This is a genomic window from Qipengyuania aquimaris (assembly GCF_020171965.1).
Taxonomy (GTDB): domain Bacteria; phylum Pseudomonadota; class Alphaproteobacteria; order Sphingomonadales; family Sphingomonadaceae; genus Qipengyuania; species Qipengyuania aquimaris_A.
This window is the reverse complement of sequence record NZ_JAIUZK010000001.1, coordinates 1,354,271-1,375,333: the sequence shown is the minus strand read 5'-3', so window position 1 is coordinate 1,375,333 and position 21,063 is coordinate 1,354,271. Positions and strand designations below refer to the sequence as shown.

21 protein-coding genes and 1 tRNA gene are annotated in these 21,063 nt (G+C 62.8%); 12 read left to right on the top strand and 10 right to left on the bottom strand.

The window, feature by feature from the left end; all coding sequences use genetic code 11:
* From petA to pepN, 3 genes are all read right to left on the bottom strand, one after another.
* Nucleotides 1-573 carry a ubiquinol-cytochrome c reductase iron-sulfur subunit gene (petA, locus tag LCM24_RS06775; protein WP_224803288.1) on the bottom strand — a complete coding sequence of 191 codons (573 nt, stop codon included), beginning with the start codon at nt 571-573 and terminating at the stop codon, nt 1-3.
* Between the two features lie 217 nt (nt 574-790).
* Nucleotides 791-1,474, bottom strand: coding sequence for a peptidoglycan editing factor PgeF (gene pgeF / locus LCM24_RS06770; RefSeq protein ID WP_224803287.1), 684 nt, complete (start codon nt 1,472-1,474; stop codon nt 791-793).
* A gap of 10 nt (nt 1,475-1,484) precedes the next feature.
* Complete coding sequence (pepN, locus tag LCM24_RS06765; protein ID WP_224803286.1) at nt 1,485-4,139, bottom strand: aminopeptidase N; 2,655 nt, start codon at nt 4,137-4,139, stop codon at nt 1,485-1,487.
* 42 nt (nt 4,140-4,181) lie between these two features.
* On the opposite strand from pepN, the gene LCM24_RS06760 reads away from it, so the two are divergent.
* Nucleotides 4,182-4,958, top strand: a complete 777-nt coding sequence (locus tag LCM24_RS06760) for an SDR family NAD(P)-dependent oxidoreductase (RefSeq protein WP_224803285.1) — start codon at nt 4,182-4,184, stop codon at nt 4,956-4,958.
* Here the strand turns inward: LCM24_RS06760 and LCM24_RS06755 are convergent.
* Both LCM24_RS06755 and LCM24_RS06750 read right to left on the bottom strand, forming a co-directional pair.
* Entirely contained in the window at nt 4,941-5,879 is a 939-nt protein-coding gene (locus LCM24_RS06755) for a DMT family transporter (protein ID WP_224803284.1), read from the bottom strand. The genes LCM24_RS06760 and LCM24_RS06755 overlap by 18 nt on opposite strands.
* Nucleotides 5,876-6,883: a threonine aldolase family protein gene (locus tag LCM24_RS06750; protein WP_224803283.1), complete on the bottom strand. Its 1,008-nt coding sequence runs from the start codon at nt 6,881-6,883 to the stop codon at nt 5,876-5,878. The genes LCM24_RS06755 and LCM24_RS06750 overlap by 4 nt, the downstream gene beginning before the upstream one ends.
* A gap of 52 nt (nt 6,884-6,935) precedes the next feature.
* Here LCM24_RS06750 and LCM24_RS06745 point away from each other — a divergent pair, with 52 nt between their 5' ends.
* Nucleotides 6,936-7,229: a GNAT family N-acetyltransferase gene (locus tag LCM24_RS06745; protein WP_224803282.1), complete on the top strand. Its 294-nt coding sequence runs from the start codon at nt 6,936-6,938 to the stop codon at nt 7,227-7,229.
* On the opposite strand, the gene LCM24_RS06740 is transcribed toward LCM24_RS06745, so the two are convergent.
* The 4 genes from LCM24_RS06740 to LCM24_RS06725 all read right to left on the bottom strand — a co-directional run bounded on the left by LCM24_RS06740 (nt 7,226) and on the right by LCM24_RS06725 (nt 10,606).
* On the bottom strand, nt 7,226-8,746 hold the full coding sequence (locus LCM24_RS06740; RefSeq protein ID WP_224803281.1) for a PH domain-containing protein: 1,521 nt from the start codon (nt 8,744-8,746) through the stop codon (nt 7,226-7,228). The genes LCM24_RS06745 and LCM24_RS06740 overlap by 4 nt on opposite strands.
* Nucleotides 8,743-9,210 carry a PH domain-containing protein gene (locus LCM24_RS06735; protein ID WP_224803280.1) on the bottom strand — a complete coding sequence of 156 codons (468 nt, stop codon included), beginning with the start codon at nt 9,208-9,210 and terminating at the stop codon, nt 8,743-8,745. The genes LCM24_RS06740 and LCM24_RS06735 overlap by 4 nt, the downstream gene beginning before the upstream one ends.
* Before the next feature lie 32 nt (nt 9,211-9,242).
* Complete coding sequence (locus tag LCM24_RS06730) at nt 9,243-10,412, bottom strand: acyl-CoA dehydrogenase family protein (RefSeq protein ID WP_224803279.1); 1,170 nt, start codon at nt 10,410-10,412, stop codon at nt 9,243-9,245.
* 119 nt (nt 10,413-10,531) lie between these two features.
* Nucleotides 10,532-10,606, bottom strand: a tRNA-Thr gene (locus LCM24_RS06725).
* 113 nt (nt 10,607-10,719) lie between these two features.
* Between LCM24_RS06725 and LCM24_RS06720 the strand changes: the two genes are divergently transcribed.
* Genes LCM24_RS06720 through LCM24_RS06675 form a run of 10 tightly spaced genes read left to right on the top strand, consistent with a single transcriptional unit; the run spans nt 10,720 to nt 19,617 of the window.
* On the top strand, nt 10,720-10,863 hold the full coding sequence (locus LCM24_RS06720; RefSeq protein WP_224803278.1) for a hypothetical protein: 144 nt from the start codon (nt 10,720-10,722) through the stop codon (nt 10,861-10,863).
* Nucleotides 10,864-10,896: 33 nt separating this feature from the next.
* Nucleotides 10,897-11,583 carry a 2,3-diphosphoglycerate-dependent phosphoglycerate mutase gene (gpmA, locus tag LCM24_RS06715; RefSeq protein ID WP_224803277.1) on the top strand — a complete coding sequence of 229 codons (687 nt, stop codon included), beginning with the start codon at nt 10,897-10,899 and terminating at the stop codon, nt 11,581-11,583.
* 2 nt (nt 11,584-11,585) lie between these two features.
* Nucleotides 11,586-12,068 (top strand): 5-(carboxyamino)imidazole ribonucleotide mutase, encoded by a 483-nt coding sequence (purE, locus tag LCM24_RS06710; protein ID WP_224803276.1) that lies wholly within the window; start codon nt 11,586-11,588, stop codon nt 12,066-12,068.
* Nucleotides 12,068-13,126, top strand: coding sequence for a 5-(carboxyamino)imidazole ribonucleotide synthase (locus tag LCM24_RS06705; protein ID WP_224803275.1), 1,059 nt, complete (start codon nt 12,068-12,070; stop codon nt 13,124-13,126). The genes purE and LCM24_RS06705 overlap by 1 nt, the downstream gene beginning before the upstream one ends.
* Nucleotides 13,123-13,599, top strand: a complete 477-nt coding sequence (locus tag LCM24_RS06700) for a dihydrofolate reductase (protein WP_224803274.1) — start codon at nt 13,123-13,125, stop codon at nt 13,597-13,599. Before LCM24_RS06705 ends, LCM24_RS06700 begins: the two co-directional genes overlap by 4 nt.
* Nucleotides 13,596-14,765 carry a dipeptidase gene (locus LCM24_RS06695; protein WP_224803273.1) on the top strand — a complete coding sequence of 390 codons (1,170 nt, stop codon included), beginning with the start codon at nt 13,596-13,598 and terminating at the stop codon, nt 14,763-14,765. The genes LCM24_RS06700 and LCM24_RS06695 overlap by 4 nt, the downstream gene beginning before the upstream one ends.
* Nucleotides 14,762-15,703, top strand: coding sequence for a bifunctional riboflavin kinase/FAD synthetase (locus tag LCM24_RS06690; RefSeq protein ID WP_224803272.1), 942 nt, complete (start codon nt 14,762-14,764; stop codon nt 15,701-15,703). Before LCM24_RS06695 ends, LCM24_RS06690 begins: the two co-directional genes overlap by 4 nt.
* The gene (gene ileS, locus LCM24_RS06685) at nt 15,696-18,671 is read left to right on the top strand and encodes an isoleucine--tRNA ligase (RefSeq protein WP_224803271.1); all 2,976 of its coding nucleotides are present in this window, start codon (nt 15,696-15,698) and stop codon (nt 18,669-18,671) included. Before LCM24_RS06690 ends, ileS begins: the two co-directional genes overlap by 8 nt.
* Nucleotides 18,668-19,210, top strand: a complete 543-nt coding sequence (lspA, locus tag LCM24_RS06680; RefSeq protein WP_224803270.1) for a signal peptidase II — start codon at nt 18,668-18,670, stop codon at nt 19,208-19,210. The genes ileS and lspA overlap by 4 nt, the downstream gene beginning before the upstream one ends.
* The gene (locus LCM24_RS06675; RefSeq protein WP_090477186.1) at nt 19,207-19,617 is read left to right on the top strand and encodes a DUF3035 domain-containing protein; all 411 of its coding nucleotides are present in this window, start codon (nt 19,207-19,209) and stop codon (nt 19,615-19,617) included. The genes lspA and LCM24_RS06675 overlap by 4 nt, the downstream gene beginning before the upstream one ends.
* A 24-nt stretch (nt 19,618-19,641) precedes the next feature.
* On the opposite strand, the gene LCM24_RS06670 is transcribed toward LCM24_RS06675, so the two are convergent.
* Complete coding sequence (locus LCM24_RS06670) at nt 19,642-20,967, bottom strand: hemolysin family protein (protein WP_224803269.1); 1,326 nt, start codon at nt 20,965-20,967, stop codon at nt 19,642-19,644.
* Nucleotides 20,968-21,063 lie beyond the last annotated feature (96 nt).

Below are 21,063 nucleotides of genomic sequence, written 5' to 3'. Positions count from 1 at the left end.
TCAACCGACCTGGATTACCGTGTCCGAGGTGAACTCGTACTCCGGCACTTCGAGGTTCGTCGGGGCCGGGCCCTTCATGATGCGGCCAGCAGTGTCGTAGTGCGATCCGTGGCAGGGGCAGAAGTAGCCGCCATACTCACCCTTCACTTCACCTTCGGCGGCGCCCAGCGGCACACAGCCGAGGTGGGTGCAGACGCCCATGGTGACCAGGATGTCGCGATGACCTTCCTTTGTACGGTCCTCGAGGCTCTCCTGATCGCGGAGCGAGCCGGTGGGAATGGCGTTTGCCGAGGCTATTTCTGCATCGGTCAGGCGCTTCACGAACAGCGGCTGCTTGCGGAACACGGCCTTGATGGCCTGGCCGGGCTCGATACCCGAAACGTCCACCTCGGTCGTGCTGGCCGCGAGGACATCCTTTGACGGAGCCATCTGGGTGACCAGCGGATAAACCACGGCGAGACCGCCGACGCCGGCAGCGCCGATTGCGGCGATGTCGAGGAAGTCGCGACGACGGATTCCGTCATCGGTCTGTGCTGCGGTTTCAGTGGAAGCGGTTGCAGTTGTGTCTGCCATCAGCGCGTTGCCTTGCCTGCCTTGCGGGTCGAATGCCTGGGCTGGCAGACGACGTGAAAGAATTGCGATCCGTTGCCCGGAAATCCGGTGCGGGCAATGCCCGAGGCGAAAAAGCCTGTGCGAAAGCCCCCGGTGTCCCGGTTTGGTCCGGGCCTCTAGCCTTATTGCGCCCCCTTGCCAACCGCCATTTTGGCCAGACGAGTTCGGCTTTATGCAACTATGCAGTCAGGCAGATTGCGCTGAACTGGCGTCCCTCGGTCGGCTCTGCGCGATGCGTCGACCGGCGAAAGGAATAAAACCGCGATTCGTTCGCATAGGTGTCGAGCGAGAGGCGATCGATCTCTCCCACCCCTGCAAGCGACAGCCGCCGCGCCGCGTAGCCCTCAAGATCGAACTGCCAGTGGCCTTCACGACCGGCCTCGAAAAATCGATGAGCGGCGCTTTCGAACTTCGCCCGGAAAGCATCGTCTATCTCGTAACTGGCCTGGGAGATGCATGGGCCGATCGCAGCGGAGATGCGAGCTGGCCGGGCTCCGAGTGTTTCCATCGCCGCGACGGTGTTTTCGAGGACACCGCCATGCGCACCGCGCCAGCCGGCGTGGGCCGCCCCGATGACCCCCGCGCCGGCATCGTGGAGCAAGACCGGCGCACAGTCGGCGGTCACGATCGCCAGGCGAATCTGCGGCACCTTGGTTGCCATCGCATCCGCCTCGGGCCGGCTCTCGAAATCGAAACCGCTTCCCACGACTATGCAGTCTGCAGAATGCACCTGCTTGAGCAACGCGGTAGGTGCATCGCCCCCTATCCGATCCAGCTCTCGCCTGTCCGATTGGGGTCCGGTTAGGAAACCATGGTCGATCTCGATACGGTCGGATCGCAACAGATCTTGACCTTCCGCCACGCGCTTTTCCTCAGTCAGCCAGGCTTCTGGAAACCTGCTCGTAAGTATCGCGCGACAGCTTCTCGGCCTTTGCGATCCTTTCAAGCTGCTCGCGCATGAGAGCCGCCCGTTGCGGCTCCACCTTGCGCCACCGCCCGAGCGGCGGCACGAAGCGCGCAGCCGTCTGTGCGTTGATCGGATCGAGCTCGAGGATGAGGTCGCCGATCATCTTGTAGCCCTCGCCGCTGGCCGCGTGGAAGCCTTGCGGGTTCCCGGCAAAGGCCATGTAGAGCGACCGCACGCGGTTCGGATTTCGCAGGGTGAAATCGGGATGGTCGGCAAGGGCCTTCACATGCTCGACGACCTTGGGATGAAGCGAAGAGGCCTGCAGTGCAAACCACTTGTCGATCACGAGGGCATTGCCTTCATAGCGGTTGTAGAAATCGAGCAGCTTGTTGGTCCGCTCCACACCTTCTAGTCCGGTGAGCACCATGAGAGCGCCCTGCCGGTCGGTCATGTTGTCTGCCCGGTCATACTGGTAGGACGCCAGTTCAGCCGCCTTTTCGGGATCGCTTGCTGCCGCATAGGCAAGCACCATGGTTTTCAGCTTGCGCGCGCCTTTCGCTTCCGCATCGAGCGAGAACGGGACCTTTTCGGCCCGCTCGTAGAGCCGGTGCAATGGCTCCGAAAGCTGGCTACCGATCAGCGCCTTGAGACGCTCGCGCTCGGCATGGATGAGGCCCGGGTCGGCCAGCTCCATCTGTTCTGCGATGTAGGTCTGGCTTGGCATGCTCATCAGCTCGCCTCGCATCAGGTCGTCGATGTCCGGATCGGCAAGGATAGCGCCCATGGCTTCGGCGATACTCGCGCCGCCGCGGTTCCGCTCCTCTTCGGAAAGCTTGCCACCGACTGCGGCAACCAGATGCCGGACCATCAGATCCTGCATAGCCTCGTAGCGCGCAAAGGGATCGTCATCGGAGGCTGCAAGGAACACGAGATCCTCGCGATCGATCGCACGGTCGATCGTGACCGGCGCCGAAAAGCCCCGATTGATCGACAGGACTGGCTTGTTGGCAAAGCCATCGAAGCGGTGCTCCGCCGATTCGGTGTCGAGCACGATCAGTTGCTCGCCGCTGTGCGACTCAATCTCAGGGTCGAAAAGAGCCAGCTTAAGCGGGATCGGCATGGGCTTCTTGTCCGGCTGGCCAGGCGTCGGCGGGACGGTCTGGCGAAGTTTCAACACTGCCTCCTCGCCTTCGTGCGTCAGTTCGACCGAAACTTTCGGGGTCCCGGCCTGCGAATACCACAGGCGGAACTGTTTCAGGTCGAGCCCCGCGCCATCCTCGATCGAGCGGACGAAATCCTCGCAGGTCGCCGCTTCCCCGTCGTGACGGTCGAAGTAGAGGTCCGTGCCTTTGCGGAAGGCTTCTTCTCCGGCCATTGTGCGCATCATGCGAATGACCTCGGCGCCCTTGTTGTAGACTGTCGCCGTGTAGAAATTGCTGATTTCGCGATAACTGTCCGGGCGGATCGGGTGCGCCAAGGGTCCGGAGTCTTCGGGGAACTGGGCGAGGCGGAGGATGCGGACATCCTCGATCCGCTTCACCGGCTCGCTGCCCATGTCCTGGCTGAAGAGCTGGTCGCGCAGGACGGTAAAGCCCTCCTTGAGCGAGAGCTGGAACCAGTCGCGGCAGGTGATGCGGTTGCCCGACCAGTTGTGGAAGTACTCGTGACCGATAACGCCCTCGACCGCATCGAAGTCGCCGTCGGTTGCGGTTTCCGGATCGGCCAGCACGTATTTCGTATTGAAGACGTTGAGGCCCTTGTTCTCCATGGCCCCCATGTTGAAGTCCGAGACCGCAACGATGTTGAACAGGTCGAGATCGTATTCGCGCCCGAAGGCTTCCTCGTCCCATTTCATCGAGCGCTTGAGGCTCTCCATCGCGTGCTCTGTCCGAGGCAGGTCGCCGTCGCGAACCCACACGTTGAGCTCGACCTCGCGGCCGCTCATGGTCGTAAAGCTGTCGCTGCGCGCGACGAGGTCGCCAGCCACCAGCGCAAAGAGGTAGGACGGCTTGGGCCAGGGGTCGTGCCACTCTGCCCAGTGGGTATCGCCGTCTTCTCCTTCGTCGGTGCGGTTGCCGTTGCACAGCAGGATCGGGAACTGGTCCCTTGCACCGCTCATCCGAACGGTGAAGGTGCTGAGCACATCGGGGCGGTCGGGGAAAAAGGTAATCCGCCGGAACCCTTCCGATTCGCACTGCGTGCAGAGCATTCCGTTCGAGGCGTAAAGGCCCATCAGCTGGGTGTTGGAGGAGGGATCGATCTCGGTCTCGATCGCGATTTCGTGCGCTTCGCCGGGAAGCGTAAGCACGAGATCGTCGCCATCCATAGTGTAGGCTTGCGTCGGTTCCCCGTCGATCTTCACACTTGTCGGGACCAAGCCGTCGCCATTCAGCCTGATTGTCGGCGAGGCATCGGCCTTGGCATTGCGCGCTACGGTCAGCCGCGATCTGACGCGGGTGCTCTCTAGGCCGAGGTCGAACTCGAGACGGGTCTCGGGCACCATCCACGGGAAAGGACGATAATCCTCGCGCCTGATCTCGGGCGGATCATGCGGCTCCACGGCTGCATCCGCCATTTCGATGTTGCCGTCGGGGCTCGAGGGAGTGCGTGCTATATCCATGTTCATCCTGTGAATCTGAAACCTTTACGCTAGAACGCGCCGATGGCTCGATTGTTCATCTTCGGTCTCGGCTACACGGCGGGACGAATTGCGCAAGCGATGCGCGGTTCCGGCTGGCACATCGATGCAAGCGGAAGTGCGGGGAATATCGCTTTCGACGACATGGATGCAATGGTCCGCGCCGTGGGGTCGGCCAGCCATGTCCTGAGTTCGGTGCCACCCGCCGACGGCACGGATCCTGTGCTGGACCGATACGGACACGCGCTGGAAGGCCAATGGCTTGGCTATCTCTCCTCCACCGGGGTCTACGGAGATGCAGAGGGCGCCTGGGTCGATGAAGGCAGCCCGACCGGCGGTGGGCGGCGCACGGCGCGTGCGCAATGCGATGCGCGGTGGCTGGAGCTGGATGCACGCGTCTTCCGACTGCCCGGCATTTACGGCCCCGGTCGCAGCGCTTTCGAGAGGGTGCGCGAAGGCAAGGCCCACCGCATCGATCTGCCCGGACAGGTTTTTAGCCGCGTGCATGTGGAAGACATCGTTTCGGGTGTCGTCGCCGCCATCGAGAAAAGCGCGCCGGCGGGCGCCTACAATCTCGCAGACGACCTGCCCACGAGCCAGAACGCGGTGATCGAGGAGGCCTGCCGCTTACTAGGTACCGAACCGCCACCCTTGGTGTCGATGGAGGAAGCCGACCTCTCGCCCATGGCTCGCGGATTTTATGCCGAGAACCGCCGGGTCGCCAATGGCAAGGCCAAGCGGCTGCTGGACTGGAAGCCTCGCTATCCCACCTATCGAGAGGGCTTAGGCAGCCTGCTTTAGCGCCGGTGGCGGTGCCTGCCGGGCGCGCAGGGCAATGACGAGGCCGATCAGCGCCAGCACCGCGCCGATCACGGTCTGCGTGGTCCACCGGTAATCTTCGAAAAGTGTGGATAGGAGCATAGCCACGATGACGGTCACGATGCCGTTATAGGCTGCCCTGCCTGCCCCGATCTCGCGAACCAGGGTATAGTGGAGCGGAAAGGTCACGACGCTACCGGCCAGTGCCAGCCATCCGATACCGAGCCAGAAGCTCTGCCGGTCCGGAAGCTGCGGCGGTCCGGCGGTGAACCAAGCGAGGGCAAAATCGGCGATCGTCCCGTAGAGCATCGCCCATGCCAGCAAGGACACCATCGGCAGCGCGCGGCCGGTCTCGTTGGCCTGCACGACATTCGCGATACTTGCGGCAAGAATACCGAACACGGCCCACAGAATTCCAAGCGGGATGCTGCCGCCCAGCGGGTTCAATCCTGCTTCGTGGATAAGCAGCAGGGCGATGCCTGACAGTGCGACGACAGTTCCCACGACGAAGCCCCGGGTGATCCTTTGCCCAAGCAGCCACCAGCCGAATGCGGCATTGCTCACGATCAGCATGGTGAACATGACCGCGACGATGCCGGAAGTAAGGTGAAGCTCGGCCCGGTAGACGAAGTTGAAGTTGGCGCAGAACTGGGCGATCCCGATCGCGATTGCGAGGATGTGGCCGTTCCCGCCGATCGCCAGCGACCGGCCCATGACGCGGGCCAGCAGGAACATGGCAGGGGTTGCGATTGCGAAACGGACCGCCACCGACCAGCTGGGCGCGGCCCCGTCGATCTGGTCGGTAATGACCCACCAGGTCGAGCCCCAGATCATTCCGGTGAGGAGGAAGGGGATGACGATGCGCCAGCGCAGCAGCGTCGTCTCACCCGCAGAAGCGCTCATAGGCCGGAGATCGCCGATGCAAGCGCCCGCGCGTCTTCTTCGCGGGTGTTCCACGCAGTGACGAACCGCGCCGCGTCGTCGCCCCAGTCGTAAAAGCCGAACCCACGGGCCCTCAGCGCCTCGCGCTCTGCAGCACTGCAGCGCAAGAAAACCTCGTTCGCCTCGACAGCGTGCATCAGTCGCCCACCGCAGGCTCCGGCAATTTCCTGAGCGGCGGCATTTGCCGAGCGGGCATTGTGGAGCCAGACATCACCGTCGAGCATGGCGTGAAGCTGGGCCGCGAGATAGCGCCCCTTGCTCTGCAGATGGCCCGCCCGCTTGCGGCGATACCGCGCGACATCGGCCAGTCCGCGATCGAAGAAGACGATCGCCTCTGCGGTCATTCCGCCGTTCTTGACAAAGCCGAAGCTGAGCGCATCCACATCACCGGCGGCTTGCGCGGCCGAAACATCGAGAAACGCCACCGCATTGGCGAACCGCGCACCATCCATGTGAAGTCCGAGCCCGCGTTCCTTCGCGAGAGCGGAAATAGCGGCGAGTTCTTCGGGCCGGTAAACACGCCCGTATTCGCTCGCCTGGGTAATCGAAATCGCGTGCGGCTGGACCTGGTGCACATCGTCGCGGATCGGATCGATTACCGCGCGAATGCTGTCGGTCGAGAGCTTTGCGCCATCACCCTCGCCCAGAAGCAATTTCGCGCCGTGCAAATAGAAGCCCGGCGCGCCGCCCTCGTCCATTTCGATATGTGCCTCTTCATGGCACACGACCCCGCCGTGCGGCTGGACCATGGTCGCCAGCGCGAGGCAATTGGCGGCCGTCCCGGTTGCCACCCAAAGGACTTCGCAATCGCGCCCGAACAGCGCGGAAAACTTCTCGTCGAGCGAAGCGCTGTGTGCATCGCCGTCATAGGGTGCATCGCTCGCATCGGCGGCACGCAGGGCGTCCCAGATCGCCGGGTGGACGCTGGCTGCATTGTCGGAGAGAAACTGGGCCTGGCTCGTCATAGGGGAACGCCTCTAGCGCGCACGGCGTTGCTTGCACAGAAAGGAAATCTGCGTGAGCGATAGGATCGAAATCCAGCACGAAGGAAACGAAACAAAGGGGCGGTACTTCACGTCAGTCGGGGGTGCTGCGCGGGAAGCTGAACTGACCTGGCGCGCCGAAGGCAACGTACGTCACGCCACCCACACCTTCGTCCCGACCGAGGCGCGCGGGAAAGGCCTGGCCGCCAAGCTGGTCAAGGCCATGATAGAAGATGCGAAGGAGCAAGACTTTCGCATCGCGCCGGATTGCTCATATGTGGAAGGATATTTCAGGCGGCATCCGGAACTCTCGGACTTGCGCGCCTAGGCCGGCTCGACCCGCGCCTCCAGCAAGTCGGAGAAATCGGTTTTGCCGATACTCTCGAGGATAGCGCTCCGCCACTTGCTCGCTTCCGCCAGCGGCATTCCGTGAACGCGCAAATTCCCGCCAGCAAGCCCCAGGAGCAGGCTTGCATAACCTCGACGTCTGGCGATCGGCCCCTGCATTATCTCGACCGACTGCAGCTTCGTGCGCGATCCGATAGCGAGGCTGGGCGCGAACCAGCCATGCCTTGAATAGAGCTGCGTCTTATCGAGCGCATGACGATCATGGCGCCAACGCCACCAGTGATGCGCAATGATCCATGCGAGCGTTATCGCGGGGATGAGCCATTGCCATGATGGCGTGATGAAGATCGCCGCAATAGTGACGGGCAAGAGTACCACGCTGGCGAGGATCATCTTGTCGAGGCGATACCGGTCCATGGCGCGGTGCCAGGTGATGTCGCTCCCCGGTAGCGCGAAGCCGGTTTCCGCAACGATAGGCGCGATTTCGTCCATCTGCGCGAACGGCGCAGCTTCATGATTGGCCGCGCCGCTGTCGCTCGCAAGGCTGATCACCTTGAGCCCGTGCCAGCCGAACAATCTGCGCAAGAAGCCCGTTTCCAGCCTCAGCGCCTGAACCCTGTGCACGGGCATGACTAGATCGGTGCGGGTCAACAATCCGCGGCGGCGGCGGAAGCCTTTCGGTGTGCGATCGAGGCGAAAATCCCATTCGCGAAGCGCCGTGCGCACAATCCCTGTCGCGAAACCGAGAACTGCGAGGGTCGCCACCCCAATCATGACGCCAATCGCTTGTGCCAGGGGACCAAGCCCGGCCAATTGCTGGCCCGGCCCTGCCAGCCTTTCCTGCCAGAGGTCGAGATCCCAGATGTCGAAGGGGAGCAGGAACTCGAATTGCTGTGCGAGACCGCCGATCACCGCGACCACAGCCAGCGAAAACTCGAACAGCCCGAATGTAAGGACTCGCTTCGGTCCCATCTGGAAAAGCGGCGCGCTGCTCTGTTCGGAATCGGCTTGCGGAACTTCGGACAAGGCTTGCGGCGCATCCTCGTCGCGTCGCTCCTTCACGACTTCCCGCAGCCGCTCCCCTTCCGCTTCGGAAAGATAGGCAAGCGAGAGGTCCTCCTTGCCGCCAGCCCCGGTCTCGAACTTCACTGCGACGAGGCCGAAGAGCCGGGGAAGCAGCTTCTGTTCGATGCTCACATCCTGGATGCGCTCGTAAGGGACCGATCTGGCGGCGCGAGACAACAACCCCTTCTCGACCCGGATGTCGGCATCGCCGGTAGCGTAGGTCAGCCGTGTCCACTGTAGGTACTGCGCGACCAGATTGCCGACGAACAGCAGGCCGAGAATCGGCAAGGCAAACGAAAGTCTGTCCAGTTCGTCGCGCATGACGACGAAAAGCGCGGCCGCGGCCGGAATGAAACGGATTATGTAGCTGACCGCCTCCACCAGGAAGGTTCGCGGATCGGTTCGCTTCGGTTCGCGAAGGTCGCCCGTCATTGCGTGTCGCGTCGGATGGCGGCGCGGATTTGTTCCCGCATCGCCATTGCATCTTCATGGGCGAGCCCGGGAAGGGATACGGAGGAATTGTGACTGCCCGCCGTGTGAACCGTAAGCGTCGCAAGATGGAACGCGCGCTCAAGCGGCCCCTGTTCGACATCGATGTGCTGGACGCGTCCGAAAGGGACGACGGTATCCGAGCGAAACAGCACGCCGCGCACCACGCGCAGCCTTTCTTCCGCCAGGGAATAGCCGCGCGTCGAATAGCGGCGCATCGGCAGCCAGACGACGAGGTACAATACGACCAGCAGGACCGGACCCCAAACCACACCGGTCCAGCCCGGTATGACGAATTCCGCTATGCTGGCCCCGGCGAGCAAGACGACCGCAAATATCGCCGCGACGAGGCGCATCATCGTTTTGTAGCGCGGATCGAGTTCGGTCAGCCCCGTCGTGTCTTCCATGCCGTCATACCTAAGCAATACAGCGCCGGCTATCAACGCCTTTGATCGAAGCGCCGCCCGACGATGGCTGCCGCGATATTCGTTTTCTGCACGTCGGTAGTGCCGCCAGCGATGCCCCAGGCGAACCCGTCCCGAACGCGTTGCTCCATGCCGTATTCCTTGTGGTAGCCATAGCCGCCCATGACCTGCATTCCATTGGCGGTCACGCTACGCACGATATCGTTGGCAAAACACTTCGCGGTCGAGCTTTCGTAGACGCTCGGCAGCCCATCGGGGTTATGCTCCGCATTGGCAGCCGCGCGATAGATCAGCAGGCGCGACGCTTCGACCTGCATCGCCATTTCCGCCAGCCGCATCTGCACCGCCTGGAAATCGACGATCGGTTTCCCGAACGCTTCGCGCTCCTGCACATATGCGGTCGCCTGCTCCAGCGCCGCCGCAGCAAGCCCGAGCGACTGCGTGGCATTGCCGCAGCGTTCCAGCCCGAAGGCGCTCATCAACTTTCCGAAACCGCCGGCGGGGACGATCTCGTTTTCCTTGGGCACCTTCACGCCGTCGAAGGTGATGTCCCGCGTTTCGATCCCCCGAAAGCCCATCAACTGCTCGCGCTTGCCGAAGCTCACGCCTTCCATTTCCTTGTCGACCAGCAATGCGCCGATCCCCTTCGCCCCCGGGGCGTCGGAAAGCCGCGTGTAGACGACGTAATAGCGTGCATGCCCTGCGCCACTGGTCCATCGCTTGTTGCCATTAAGAAGGTAGTGGCTGCCCTCGTCGCTTGCGCGAGTGGTGAGGTCAGTGAGCGCCGTTCCGGCATCGGGTTCCGACATGGAAACGGCCACCGTCGCCTCGCCTGAAACGACCTGCGGGATCACTTTCGCCTTGATCGCATCGCTTCCGAATCGCTCCAGCGTGCGAACCGGGCCGACCAGCGCTTCGAATACCGGGAAGGCGACGGCATTTGAGATCATTGCGAATTGTTCGAGCACCAGCAGTGCCTCGAGATGGCCCAGCCCCAGACCGCCATATTCTTCCGGCAGGTTGACGCCCAAAAAACCCATTTCGCCATACCGACGCATCATGTCGGCCGGAACGGAGAAATCCTCCTCCTCCATCTTTCGTGCTAGGTCGGGCAGTTCCTTGCGTGCAAAGGTGCGCGCAGCGTCCTGAAGTTCGCGCTGTTGTTCGGTCAGGCGGAAATCCATCTATCTCTCCCTCGATGAAGGGAGTGCCGCGATGGGTGGCAATGTGCAACCCGGTTCTTGGCCACGATGGATCGAGCCGGGAGCATGGCCCCCGGTGTTCACGGATGAAGGGAAGAAAATGGTGCTGCTGGGGAGGATTGAACTCCCGGCCTCACCCTTACCAAGGGTGCGCTCTACCACTGAGCTACAGCAGCACGGATCCTCCGCAAGAACGCTCGCGGGGTGGAGGCGCGCGCTATTGGCAGACACGGCGGATAAGTCAACCTTCGCTTGCGACACTGGCCGAATTTCGCAAAAGGATTGCGCAATGAGCCAGCCAAACGACAAGATGACCCGCGAAGAGCGGCTTGCAGCGAAACTTCGCGAGAATCTGCGCCGCCGAAAGGGACAGGCGCGGGAAATCCGCGAATCGGATGCAGACAGGGTTTCCAAGCCCGACTCAGACCGCTAACGCGCAGTGCTCCTAGGGAAACAGGGAGCGCCCATGTCCAAGCTGATCCTCGTCCGTCACGGCCAGAGCGAGTGGAACCTCGCCAACCGGTTTACCGGCTGGTGGGATGTCGACCTAACCGAGAAGGGCGAAACGGAAGCGCGCGAAGCCGGTGAGCTGATGAAAGCGAAGGGCGTACTGCCCACGACCGCTTTCACTTCCGTCCAGAAACGCGCCATCAAGACGCTCAATATCGCGCTCGAAGCGTGCGACCGCCTCTGGATCCCGGTGACGCGAGACTGGCACCTCAACGAACGGCATTATGGCGGGCTAACCGGCCTTAACAAGCAGGAAACGCGCGAGAAGCACGGTGACGAGCAGGTGCATATCTGGCGCCGCAGCTTCGACGTTCCGCCTCCCGAGCTCGAGCCGGGCAGCAAGTTCGACCTCTCCGATGATCCGCGTTACGCGGGGATCGACGTGCCGCGCACCGAAAGCCTCAAGCTGACGATCGAGCGTGTGCTCCCCTATTGGGAAGAAGCCATCCTCCCGCAGCTGGGCAAGGGCGAGACGGTCATCATCTCGGCCCATGGCAACAGCCTGCGCGCCCTGGTCAAGCACCTGTCTGGCATTTCCGACGACGAGATAACCGGACTGGAGATACCAACCGGCCAGCCGATCATTTACGAATTCGACGGGACGCAGGTGTCGGGCGAACGCTATTATCTGAAGGACAGCTGATCATGGGGGCAAAGGTCGCAATCGTCATGGGTAGCCAGTCGGACTGGAAAACCATGACCTGCGCAGCCGAAGTGCTGGAGGAACTCGGTGTGGAAACCGATGTGCGGATCGTCTCCGCCCACCGTACACCGGACCGGATGTACGAATTCGCCAAGGCAGCAGAGGCCGATGGCTTTCACGTCATCATCGCAGGCGCAGGCGGCGCGGCTCACCTTCCCGGCATGATCGCGGCCCTTACCCACATTCCCGTCCTCGGCGTCCCGGTCCAGTCCAGGGCCTTGTCCGGAGAGGACAGCCTGCTCTCCATCGTGCAAATGCCGGCAGGCGTGCCGGTCGGCACTCTCGCAATTGGTGAAGCGGGAGCCACCAATGCCGGCCTTTTGGCTACCGCTATTCTGGCCAACGGGGACGCCGCGCTGGCAGAACGGCTCAAGGCCTGGCGCCAGGCGCGCAGCGATGCTGTTACAGAGCGACCGGAAGACTGATGCTGAAGCGGGGCTCGACGATCGGCATCCTGGGAGGGGGCCAGCTTGGCCGGATGATGGCCGTCGCCGCGACCCAGCTCGGATATCGCTGCATCGGCTACTCGCCGGAAGGCGATAACGTCGCTGCCGAGGTCTGCGAGGACTTCTTCACCAATCGCTGGGACGACCAGGCGGCCTTGGCGGCATTCGCCGCACGTTGCGACATCGTCACCTGGGAATTCGAGAACGTGCCGGTCGCGACCGCCCGGGCGTTTCCTTCCGACAAGATATTCCCCGACCCCAAGGCTCTAGAAACGGCGCAGGACCGCCTCAACGAGAAAAGGTTTATCGAGGGGCTGGGCGGCAAGCCGGCAGCCTATGCGAAGATCGATTCCCAAAGCGATCTTGAAGCGGCGACCGACCGGCTTGGCGCGCCCGGCATCGTGAAGACCCGCCGCGACGGTTATGACGGCAAGGGCCAGTGGCGCATCATGTCGGGCCGCGATGCCGCCGCCCTCAAACTCCCCGATGTCCCCGCGATCTACGAAGGTTTCGTGGAATTCGATGCCGAGTTTTCGGTCATCCTCGTGCGCGCCAAGGATGGCGAAATCCGTTTCTGGGACAGTTCGCGCAACGTCCATGAAAGCGGCGTACTCGCAGCGTCCTTCTTTCCGGCCGGAGACGCGGTCGAACCTCAGGTGGAGCAGGCTCGCAAGCTGGCGGGACAGGTGGCCGATGCCCTTGGATACGTCGGCGTGCTGACGCTCGAATTCTTTGCGACTCACGAAGGCCCCATCTTCAACGAGATGGCACCACGGGTGCACAATTCCGGCCACTGGACCATCGAGGGCGCGGCAACAAGCCAGTTCGAGAACCACATCAGGGCCGTTGCGGGACTGCCGCTGGGCGACACGCGCACCACGGCAGAGGCGGTCGACATGCGCAACATCATCGGCAGCGATATCGAGGGTGCACATGCATTTCTCGCGGATGCCGATACCCACCTGCACGATTACGGCAAATCGGAAGTCCGTGGAGGGCGCAAGATGGGCCATCTCACCCGCCTGACCCGCGCATGAGCCTGTTCTGTATCTATGCACGCGCCGCCAATGGCGCGATCGGCAAGAATGGCCAGCTGCCCTGGCACCTGCCCGCCGACCTGAAGCGCTTCAAGGCGCTTACCATGGGCCAGCCGATGATCATGGGCCGCAAGACCTTCGAGAGCTTGCCCGGCCTGTTGCCCGGACGTCGCCATATCGTCCTGACCCGCAAAGAGCGTTGGGACTCCACCGGCGCCGAGGTGGTGCGCTCTGTCGAGGAGGCCCTCGCGACCGCTGGCGATAACGCTGCCGTCATTGGCGGTGCCGCCATTTTCGATGTCTTCCTCCCTCTGTCGGACCGGGTAGAATTGACGGAGATCCACCAGGATTTCGATGGCGATGTCTTCATGCCCCCGCTCGGACCCGAATGGGAAGTAGGCGGACGCGAGGATTTCGACGCTCGGGAAGACATGCCTGCCTATTCCTTCCTGACGTACGAGCGATCGGAATGAAGCGGCGCATTGTCTTTGGGCTTGGGGCAGTAGTCCTGCTGGCAGTTGTCGGCTTCTTCGCTTTTGGTCCGGCGGTGGTCGAGCGGGGCATGAACAAGGTCGATGGTCTGCCCTTGATCGAAGTGTCGGACGAAGCGCGGGCGCTTCATGACAGCCTCACCATCGTCGACCTGCATTCCGATACGCTCTTGTGGAACCGTGATCTTCTGGACCGGGGCGACAGGGGGCATGTCGACCTGCCGCGCCTCCAGCAGGGCAACGTCGCGTTGCAGGTCTTCTCCAGCGTTACAAAGACGCCGCGCGGGCAGAATTACGATGCCAATGGCGCGGACACGGACAATATCACCCCGCTGGTGATCGCGCAGCTTCAACCGGTGCGGACATGGGGAAGCTTGCTGGACCGCTCGCTTTACCACGCGCAAAGGCTTGATCGGGCGGTCGAAGGCTCCGGCAATCAGCTCGTGTCGATCCGCGGCCGGGATGACGTAGCCGGGCTGCTGGGACGCCGCGCGGTCAAGAACAATGGGACCGGCGTCCTCTTCAGTGCTGAAGGCTTGCAAAGCCTCGAGGGCGACATCGACAATCTCGACACGCTATACGCTGCTGGAATGCGCATGGCGGGGCTCACGCATTTCTTCGACAATGAACTGGCCGGTTCGATGCATGGCCTCGAGAAGGGCGGGCTGACCGATATGGGCCGCGAAACCGTCAAGCGGATGGAGGCGATGGGCATGATCGTCGATATCGCGCATTGCAGTCATCAGTGCGTTTCGGAAATACTCGCCATGGCGACCCGCCCCGTGGTCTCCAGTCATGGAGGTGTGCAGGCCACCTGCGACGTCAATCGCAACCTCACCGACGAGGAAATTCAAGGTGTCGCGGCGACCGGCGGGATCATCGGTGTCGGTTATTGGGAGGGCGCCGTCTGCGACACCTCCCCTCGCGCCGCTGCGAAAGCAATGAAACATATTCGCGATCTCGTCGGGATCGAGCATGTCGCGCTGGGCAGCGACTATGACGGCGCGGTCACCGTGCGCTTCGACACGTCAGAGCTGACACAGGTCACCCAGGCCCTGCTCGACGAAGGCTTTTCCGAGGAAGAAATTCGCGCGGCGATGGGCGGCAATGCTCTGCGCGTGATCGGCGAAGGACTGGTGCCGCAATGAGGTTTCTCGACCACCGCGACCCGCTGCCCGAGAGCCTGCGCGGCGCGATCATTGCGCTCGGCAATTTCGACGGGTTCCACCTAGGCCACCAGGCCGTCGCGAAGCAGGCGATCGACTGGGCGCGTGAAGAGGGACGCCCCTCGATCATCGCGACCTTCGATCCGCACCCGGTTCGCCATTTCAAGCCCGACGCCCCGCCATTCCGGCTGACCACGCTGGAGCAGCGGCAGGAGCTATACCTTGCCGCCGGCGCCACCGCGATGCTGGTGTTCCACTTCGACGGCCAACTGGCGGGGACGACCGCAGAAGACTTCGTGAAGGTGTTGCTGGCCGAACATCTCGGCGCGGCAGGTGTCGTCACCGGCGAAGACTTCACTTTCGGTAAGGCGCGCGGAGGCAATTTCGAAAAGCTCGTCTCGCTCGGCAAGGAAGTCGGGATCGAGGCACGCGCCGCCCAGCCGGTACTCGATGGCGGCAAGCCGGTTTCTTCCAGCCGCGTGCGCGATGCACTGCGTGAAGGCGATCCGCAGGAGGCCGCGCGCCTGCTTACCCGCCCCTTCGCGATCCGCGGGATCGTGGAGCATGGCGACAAGCGCGGGCGCACGATCGGCTATCCCACCGCGAACCTGTCGATCGAGCATTATTTGCGACCCAAATACGGTATCTATGCCGTAACGGGCCGTATCCTTTCGACCGGCCAGGAACTCCTCGGCGCGGCGAATATCGGGGTCCGCCCCCAGTTCGAGCCGCCCAAGGAACTGCTGGAGCCATATTTCTTCGATTTTTCCGGCGATCTTTATGGCCAGGAAATCGAAGTGGCCTTCCATCACTTCCTGCGCGGCGAGGCGAAATTCGATTCGCTAGAGGCGCTCACCGCAGAGATGGAGAAAGATTGCTTGGAAGCGCGCCATCTACTAAGCGCGCGCGGCAATGACTGAACAGCGCGACTATAAAGACACGGTCTTCCTTCCCAAGACCGATTTTCCCATGAAGGCCGGCCTCCCCCAGAAGGAGCCGAAGATCCTTGCGCGCTGGCAGGAAGAAAACCTCTACGAAGAGCTGCGCGAGGCCCGCAAGGACCGCGAGAAGTTCATCCTTCACGACGGCCCTCCCTACGCCAATGGCGACATGCATATCGGCCATGCGCTGAACCGCATCCTCAAGGACATGGTGGTGCGTTCGCAGACGCTGCTCGGCAAGGACGCGCCTTTCGTGCCCGGCTGGGATTGCCACGGCCTGCCGATCGAGTGGAAGGTCGAGGAACAGTTCCGCAAGAAGAAGCGCGACAAGAACGCCATTCCGGCGAGCGAATTCCGCGCCGAATGCCGCGCCTATGCGCAGAAATGGGTCGATGTTCAGCGCGAACAATTGAAGCGCCTCGGCCTGATGGCGGATTTCGACAATCCGTACCTCACCATGCAGTTCGAAAGCGAGGCGACCATCGTTGCCGAGCTGATGAAGTTTGCCGAGGCCGGAAACCTCTATCGCGGCTCGAAGCCGGTGATGTGGTCGCCGGTCGAAGAGACCGCGCTGGCCGAGGCCGAGGTCGAATACGAGGACATCACCTCGACCCAGATCGACGTGGCCTTCGAGATCGTGGATTCACCGATTGAGGAACTGGTCGGCGCGCATGCCGTGATCTGGACCACCACGCCGTGGACGATCCCGGTGAACCAGGCTTTGGCCTATGGGCCGGAGGTTGAGTATCAGCGTATTTCAGTAAGCCTCGATATTGATGTCGACTTGCCGGACGGTTCGGACGAACTTGCCCGGTGGATGCGCAACTGCGACTTTTTGCTGAATAATTCATTCCTCGTTGCTACTGAACTGGTCGAAGTCTTTGCAGAGCGTGTGAGGCGTGCGGTGCAAGACAGCGTGGATCCGACAGCAGGGATCACATTGGATGATCTCTACATCAGCTGGGCGGGCAAAGGCTCCGACCTAGCCGGAACCATGGCGCGTCACCCGATGCACCATCTCGGCGGGTTCTATGCCACGCCGCGTCCGCTGCTCGCGGGCGATTTCGTCACTACCGACAGCGGTACGGGCCTCGTCCATATGTCGCCCGACCATGGCGAGGACGACTTCCTGCTCTGCCGCGAACACGGCATCGAGCCGGTTTTCGCGGTCATGGGCGACGGGCGCTATCGCGACGACTGGGAATGGCTGGGCGGCCAAGACGAGCGCCGGCGCGCGGTGATCAACAAGGCGTTTAATTCGCCCGAAGGGCCGATCTGTTCGGACCTTCGCGAAGCAGGTGCGCTGCTTTCGGCCAGCGACGACTACGCGCACTCCTATCCCCATTCGTGGCGCTCCAAGGCCAAGGTCATCTATCGCTGCACGCCACAGTGGTTCGTGCCGATGGACAAGCCCCTCGATCGCGGAGACTTCGACGTTGCCGCGCCCGAAGGTTTCGGCGCCGCCGTCGCAATGTTCACAAGCAAGGACCACTCGACCTTGCGCGAAATCGCCATGCGCGAAATCGAGCGGGTGAAGTTCTATCCCGAAAAAGGCCGCCGCCGCATCGGTTCGATGGTCGAAGGCCGCCCCGACTGGGTGCTTTCCCGCCAGCGCGCATGGGGTGTGCCGATCACGCTCTTCGTGCGTAGCGACGGCTCCTATCTGCAAGACCCGCAGGTGAATGCCCGTGTGGTCGCAGCCGTACGCGAACAGGGCGTCGATGCCTGGGACGAAAGCCGCAAGGCCGAATATCTCGGTGCGGACCACGACCCGGCAGAGTTCGAGATGGTCACCGACATTCTCGACGTCTGGTTCGATTCGGGTTGTACCCACGCCTTTACGCTCGAAGGCGACCGCTGGCCCGACCAACGCTGGCCCGCCGACCTCTATCTCGAAGGCAGCGACCAGCATCGCGGCTGGTTCCAGTCGAGCCTGCTCGAAAGCTCCGCCACCCGCGGCCGCGCGCCTTATGACGCGGTGCTGACCCATGGCTTCACCATGGACAAGCAGGGCAAGAAGATGTCGAAGAGCCTCGGCAACACCATCGACCCGCTGAAGGTCATGGAACAGTACGGCGCCGACATCATCCGCCTCTGGGCGCTCTCCGTCGACTTCACCGAAGACCACCGCATCGGCGATGAAATCCTTAAAGGCGTGGGCGACCAGTACCGCCGCCTGCGCAACACCTTCCGCTACCTGCTCGGCGCGCTCGACGGTTTCGTCGGCGACATGGGCGATGCGGGCGAAATTCCCGAGCTGGAGGTCTACGTCCTTGCGCTGCTGGCCGATCTCGACGGCAAGCTGAAGGCGGCGCTCGAAAGCTACGATTACAATACCTACACGCGCCTCCTAGTCGACTTCTGCAACGAGGACCTGTCCGCGTTCTATTTCGATATCCGCAAGGACTGCCTCTATTGCGACGGTCCGGATAGCGTGAAGCGCAATGCCTATCGCACCGTGCTCGACCTGCTCTTCCACGCGCTGGTCCGCTATGCCGCGCCGGTGCTGGTGTTCACGGCGGAAGAGGCCTGGACCACGCGCTACCCTGACGGCGGCAGCGTGCACCTGCTCGACTGGCCCGCGGTACCGAGCGTGACTGCCGATGGCGCCCGCTGGGAAAGCCTGCGCGAATTGCGCGAACGGGTGACCGAAGCGATCGAACCGCTGCGCCGTGACAAGACCATCCGCTCCAGCCTCGAAGCGGACGTCGTCGTGCCCGCGAGTGCGGTGCCCGAAGGCTTCACCGACGAAGACCTCGCCGAACTGTTCATCACCGCGTCAGTGACGCGCGGCGATAGCGACACGGTGACTGTCACTCGAACCGGCGAATCCAAATGCGGCCGTTGCTGGCGCCTGCTGCCCTCGGTTTCCGAGGACGGTGCCCTGTGCGACCGCTGCGACGATGTCATCGAACAGATGGACGCTGCAGGGAGTTCGGGGGAATGACCCCGGTCCTGCGCAATCGCCTGATCGGCGTGGGGATCGCCTTTGCGATCTATGCGGTCGACCAGGTCGTCAAATGGTGGGTCGACGGCCCGCTCGGCCTCAAGGTGCCGGGCGACAAGCTCGACCTCCTGCCTTTCTTCGATTTCTACCGCGTCCACAATTACGGCGTTTCGCTGGGAATGTTCGAGGCGACCAGCCCGGAGACGCGCTGGATCCTCGTCGGCGTCACGGCGCTGATCGCCCTGCTGGTCACGGTATGGATGTTCCGCGAGAAGCTGCTTGGCGACATTCTCGGCCTATCGCTGATTCTCGGCGGTGCGCTCGGGAATATCAAGGATCGCTACGAGCTGGGCTATGTCCTCGACTATGCGGACTTTCACATCGGGGATTTCCGCCCCTTCCTCATTTTCAACATCGCAGATGCCGCTATCACCATCGGCGTCGTAATCATCCTTGCCCGCGCGTTCTTCATGGGCGACAAGGAAGTCGACGACATGATGGACGGCAAGACGGCAGACGCCGCGGAGAGCAATACATGAACACCTTTACTCGCATCGCCCTGGTGAGCGCCGCCGCAAGCACGCTCGCGGCCTGTGGCAGCGGCGGTTTCCTCAATCGCGAACGTCCCGACGAATTTGCCGTGCAGCGCCAGGCTCCGCTGGTCGTTCCGCCGGACTTCAACCTCGTCCCGCCGGCACCGGGCGCTCCGCGTCCGGCAGAAGGCACGGCTGCAGAACAGGCTCTCGAAGCCCTGTTCGGCGGTCCGGCTGCGCGTAGCTCGGTCGAGACTTCGGTGCTCGACCGTGCCGGTTCTGCGGAGCCGGGCATTCGCAGCATGATCGGTAGCGAAGGCACCAATACGGTCGCCAAGGGCAGCGTGACCCGCGACATCGTGGCCGCACCCGAAGGCGACGGTGCTACGGCGCAGGCCGTAATCCCTGGCTGATTACGCTTCCCTTTTCGGGAAGCTTCAACCGTCGCCGTCTTCCGAAGGTTTCGCTGAGTCCAGCGCGCTGACGAGGAGCTTGTCGATCCGGCGTTCGTCGAGGTCGATGACTTCGAAGCGCCAGCCCTGCTCCTCGAACCACTCGCCCTCGACCGGAAGCTTTTTCAGCACTGCGAGGACGTAGCCCGCGACGGTCGCGAATTCGCGGTCTTCGCCATATTCGAGCCCCAGCCGGTCGGCGAGCGCATCCGCACTTAGCGAGCCCGAAACCAGGAGCGAGCCGTCCGCACGCTCCACGATACCCGGCGAATCGCCCGGATCCTGGTCGCTGGCAAAATCGCCGACGATTGCGGTCAGAAGGTCGACCGGCGTCACGATCCCGTCGAGATGGCCATATTCGTCATGGACCATCGCCATGGCGATATCGGCCTGCTGCAAGACGCGCAGGGCATCCACCGCATCGAGCTGGTCCGGAACCACCTCCGCCTTGCGCAGGAGGTCCTGCAGGATCACCGGACCTCCGGCTACTTGGGCCGCCAGGATTTCGCGGACCCTCACAAGGCCGAGGACCTTGTCGGGGGATCCGTCCGCAACGGGCCACACCGAATGGGGGCTTTCGGCAAGAAGGTTGGATATCGCTTCCTCGTCAGCTGCGATGTCGATCCAGTCGATCTCCGTGCGCGGCGTCATCACTTCGCGCACGGGGCGTTCGGCGAGACGGACCACGCCCGACAGCATCTGGTGCTGTTCGTGCTCGATTACCCCGCTTCGCGTAGCCTCTGCGAAGAGCATGTGCAGCTCTTCCGCCGTAACCGCACTTTGACCGGCCGGGCGCACGCCGAGCAAGCGGATGATGAGGCTGGAAGAGGTGTCCAGCAGCCAGACCAAGGGCGCGGCGACCTTTGCGATGAAGGCCATCGGCAATGCCATCGCAGTGGCAATCGGCACGGCAGCGCGGAGCGCGATCTGTTTCGGCACCAGTTCGCCGATCACGAGGCTGAAATAGGTAGTCAGCGCAATGACCAGGGCAAAGCCGACCTGAGGGGCCCAGTCCGCGGGCAGCCCGATAGCGGCAAGGCGCTCTCCGACCGGACCGCCGAGGCTGGCGCCGGAGTATGCACCCGCGACGATGCCGACGAGAGTGATGCCGATCTGTACGGTCGAAAGGAACTTGCCCGGATCTGCCGCGAGCGCGATCGCCGCTTTCGCTCCGGCACTGCCTTGCTGGGCAGCCCCTTGTAGCCGTCCTGTGCGCGCGGAAACGATGGCGAGTTCGCTCATGGCGAAAACGCCGTTGAGCATGATGAGCCCGGCGATGATGAGCAGGTCTGTCCAGGGAAAGGGGGTCACACTCCTGCGCTAGCACAAATTATCGCGCATGCCAGTGCTTCGCGGAACACTAGGCCGTTTCGCTTGTTTGGAACCTTCAGAGGCGCTGGTGGGCGC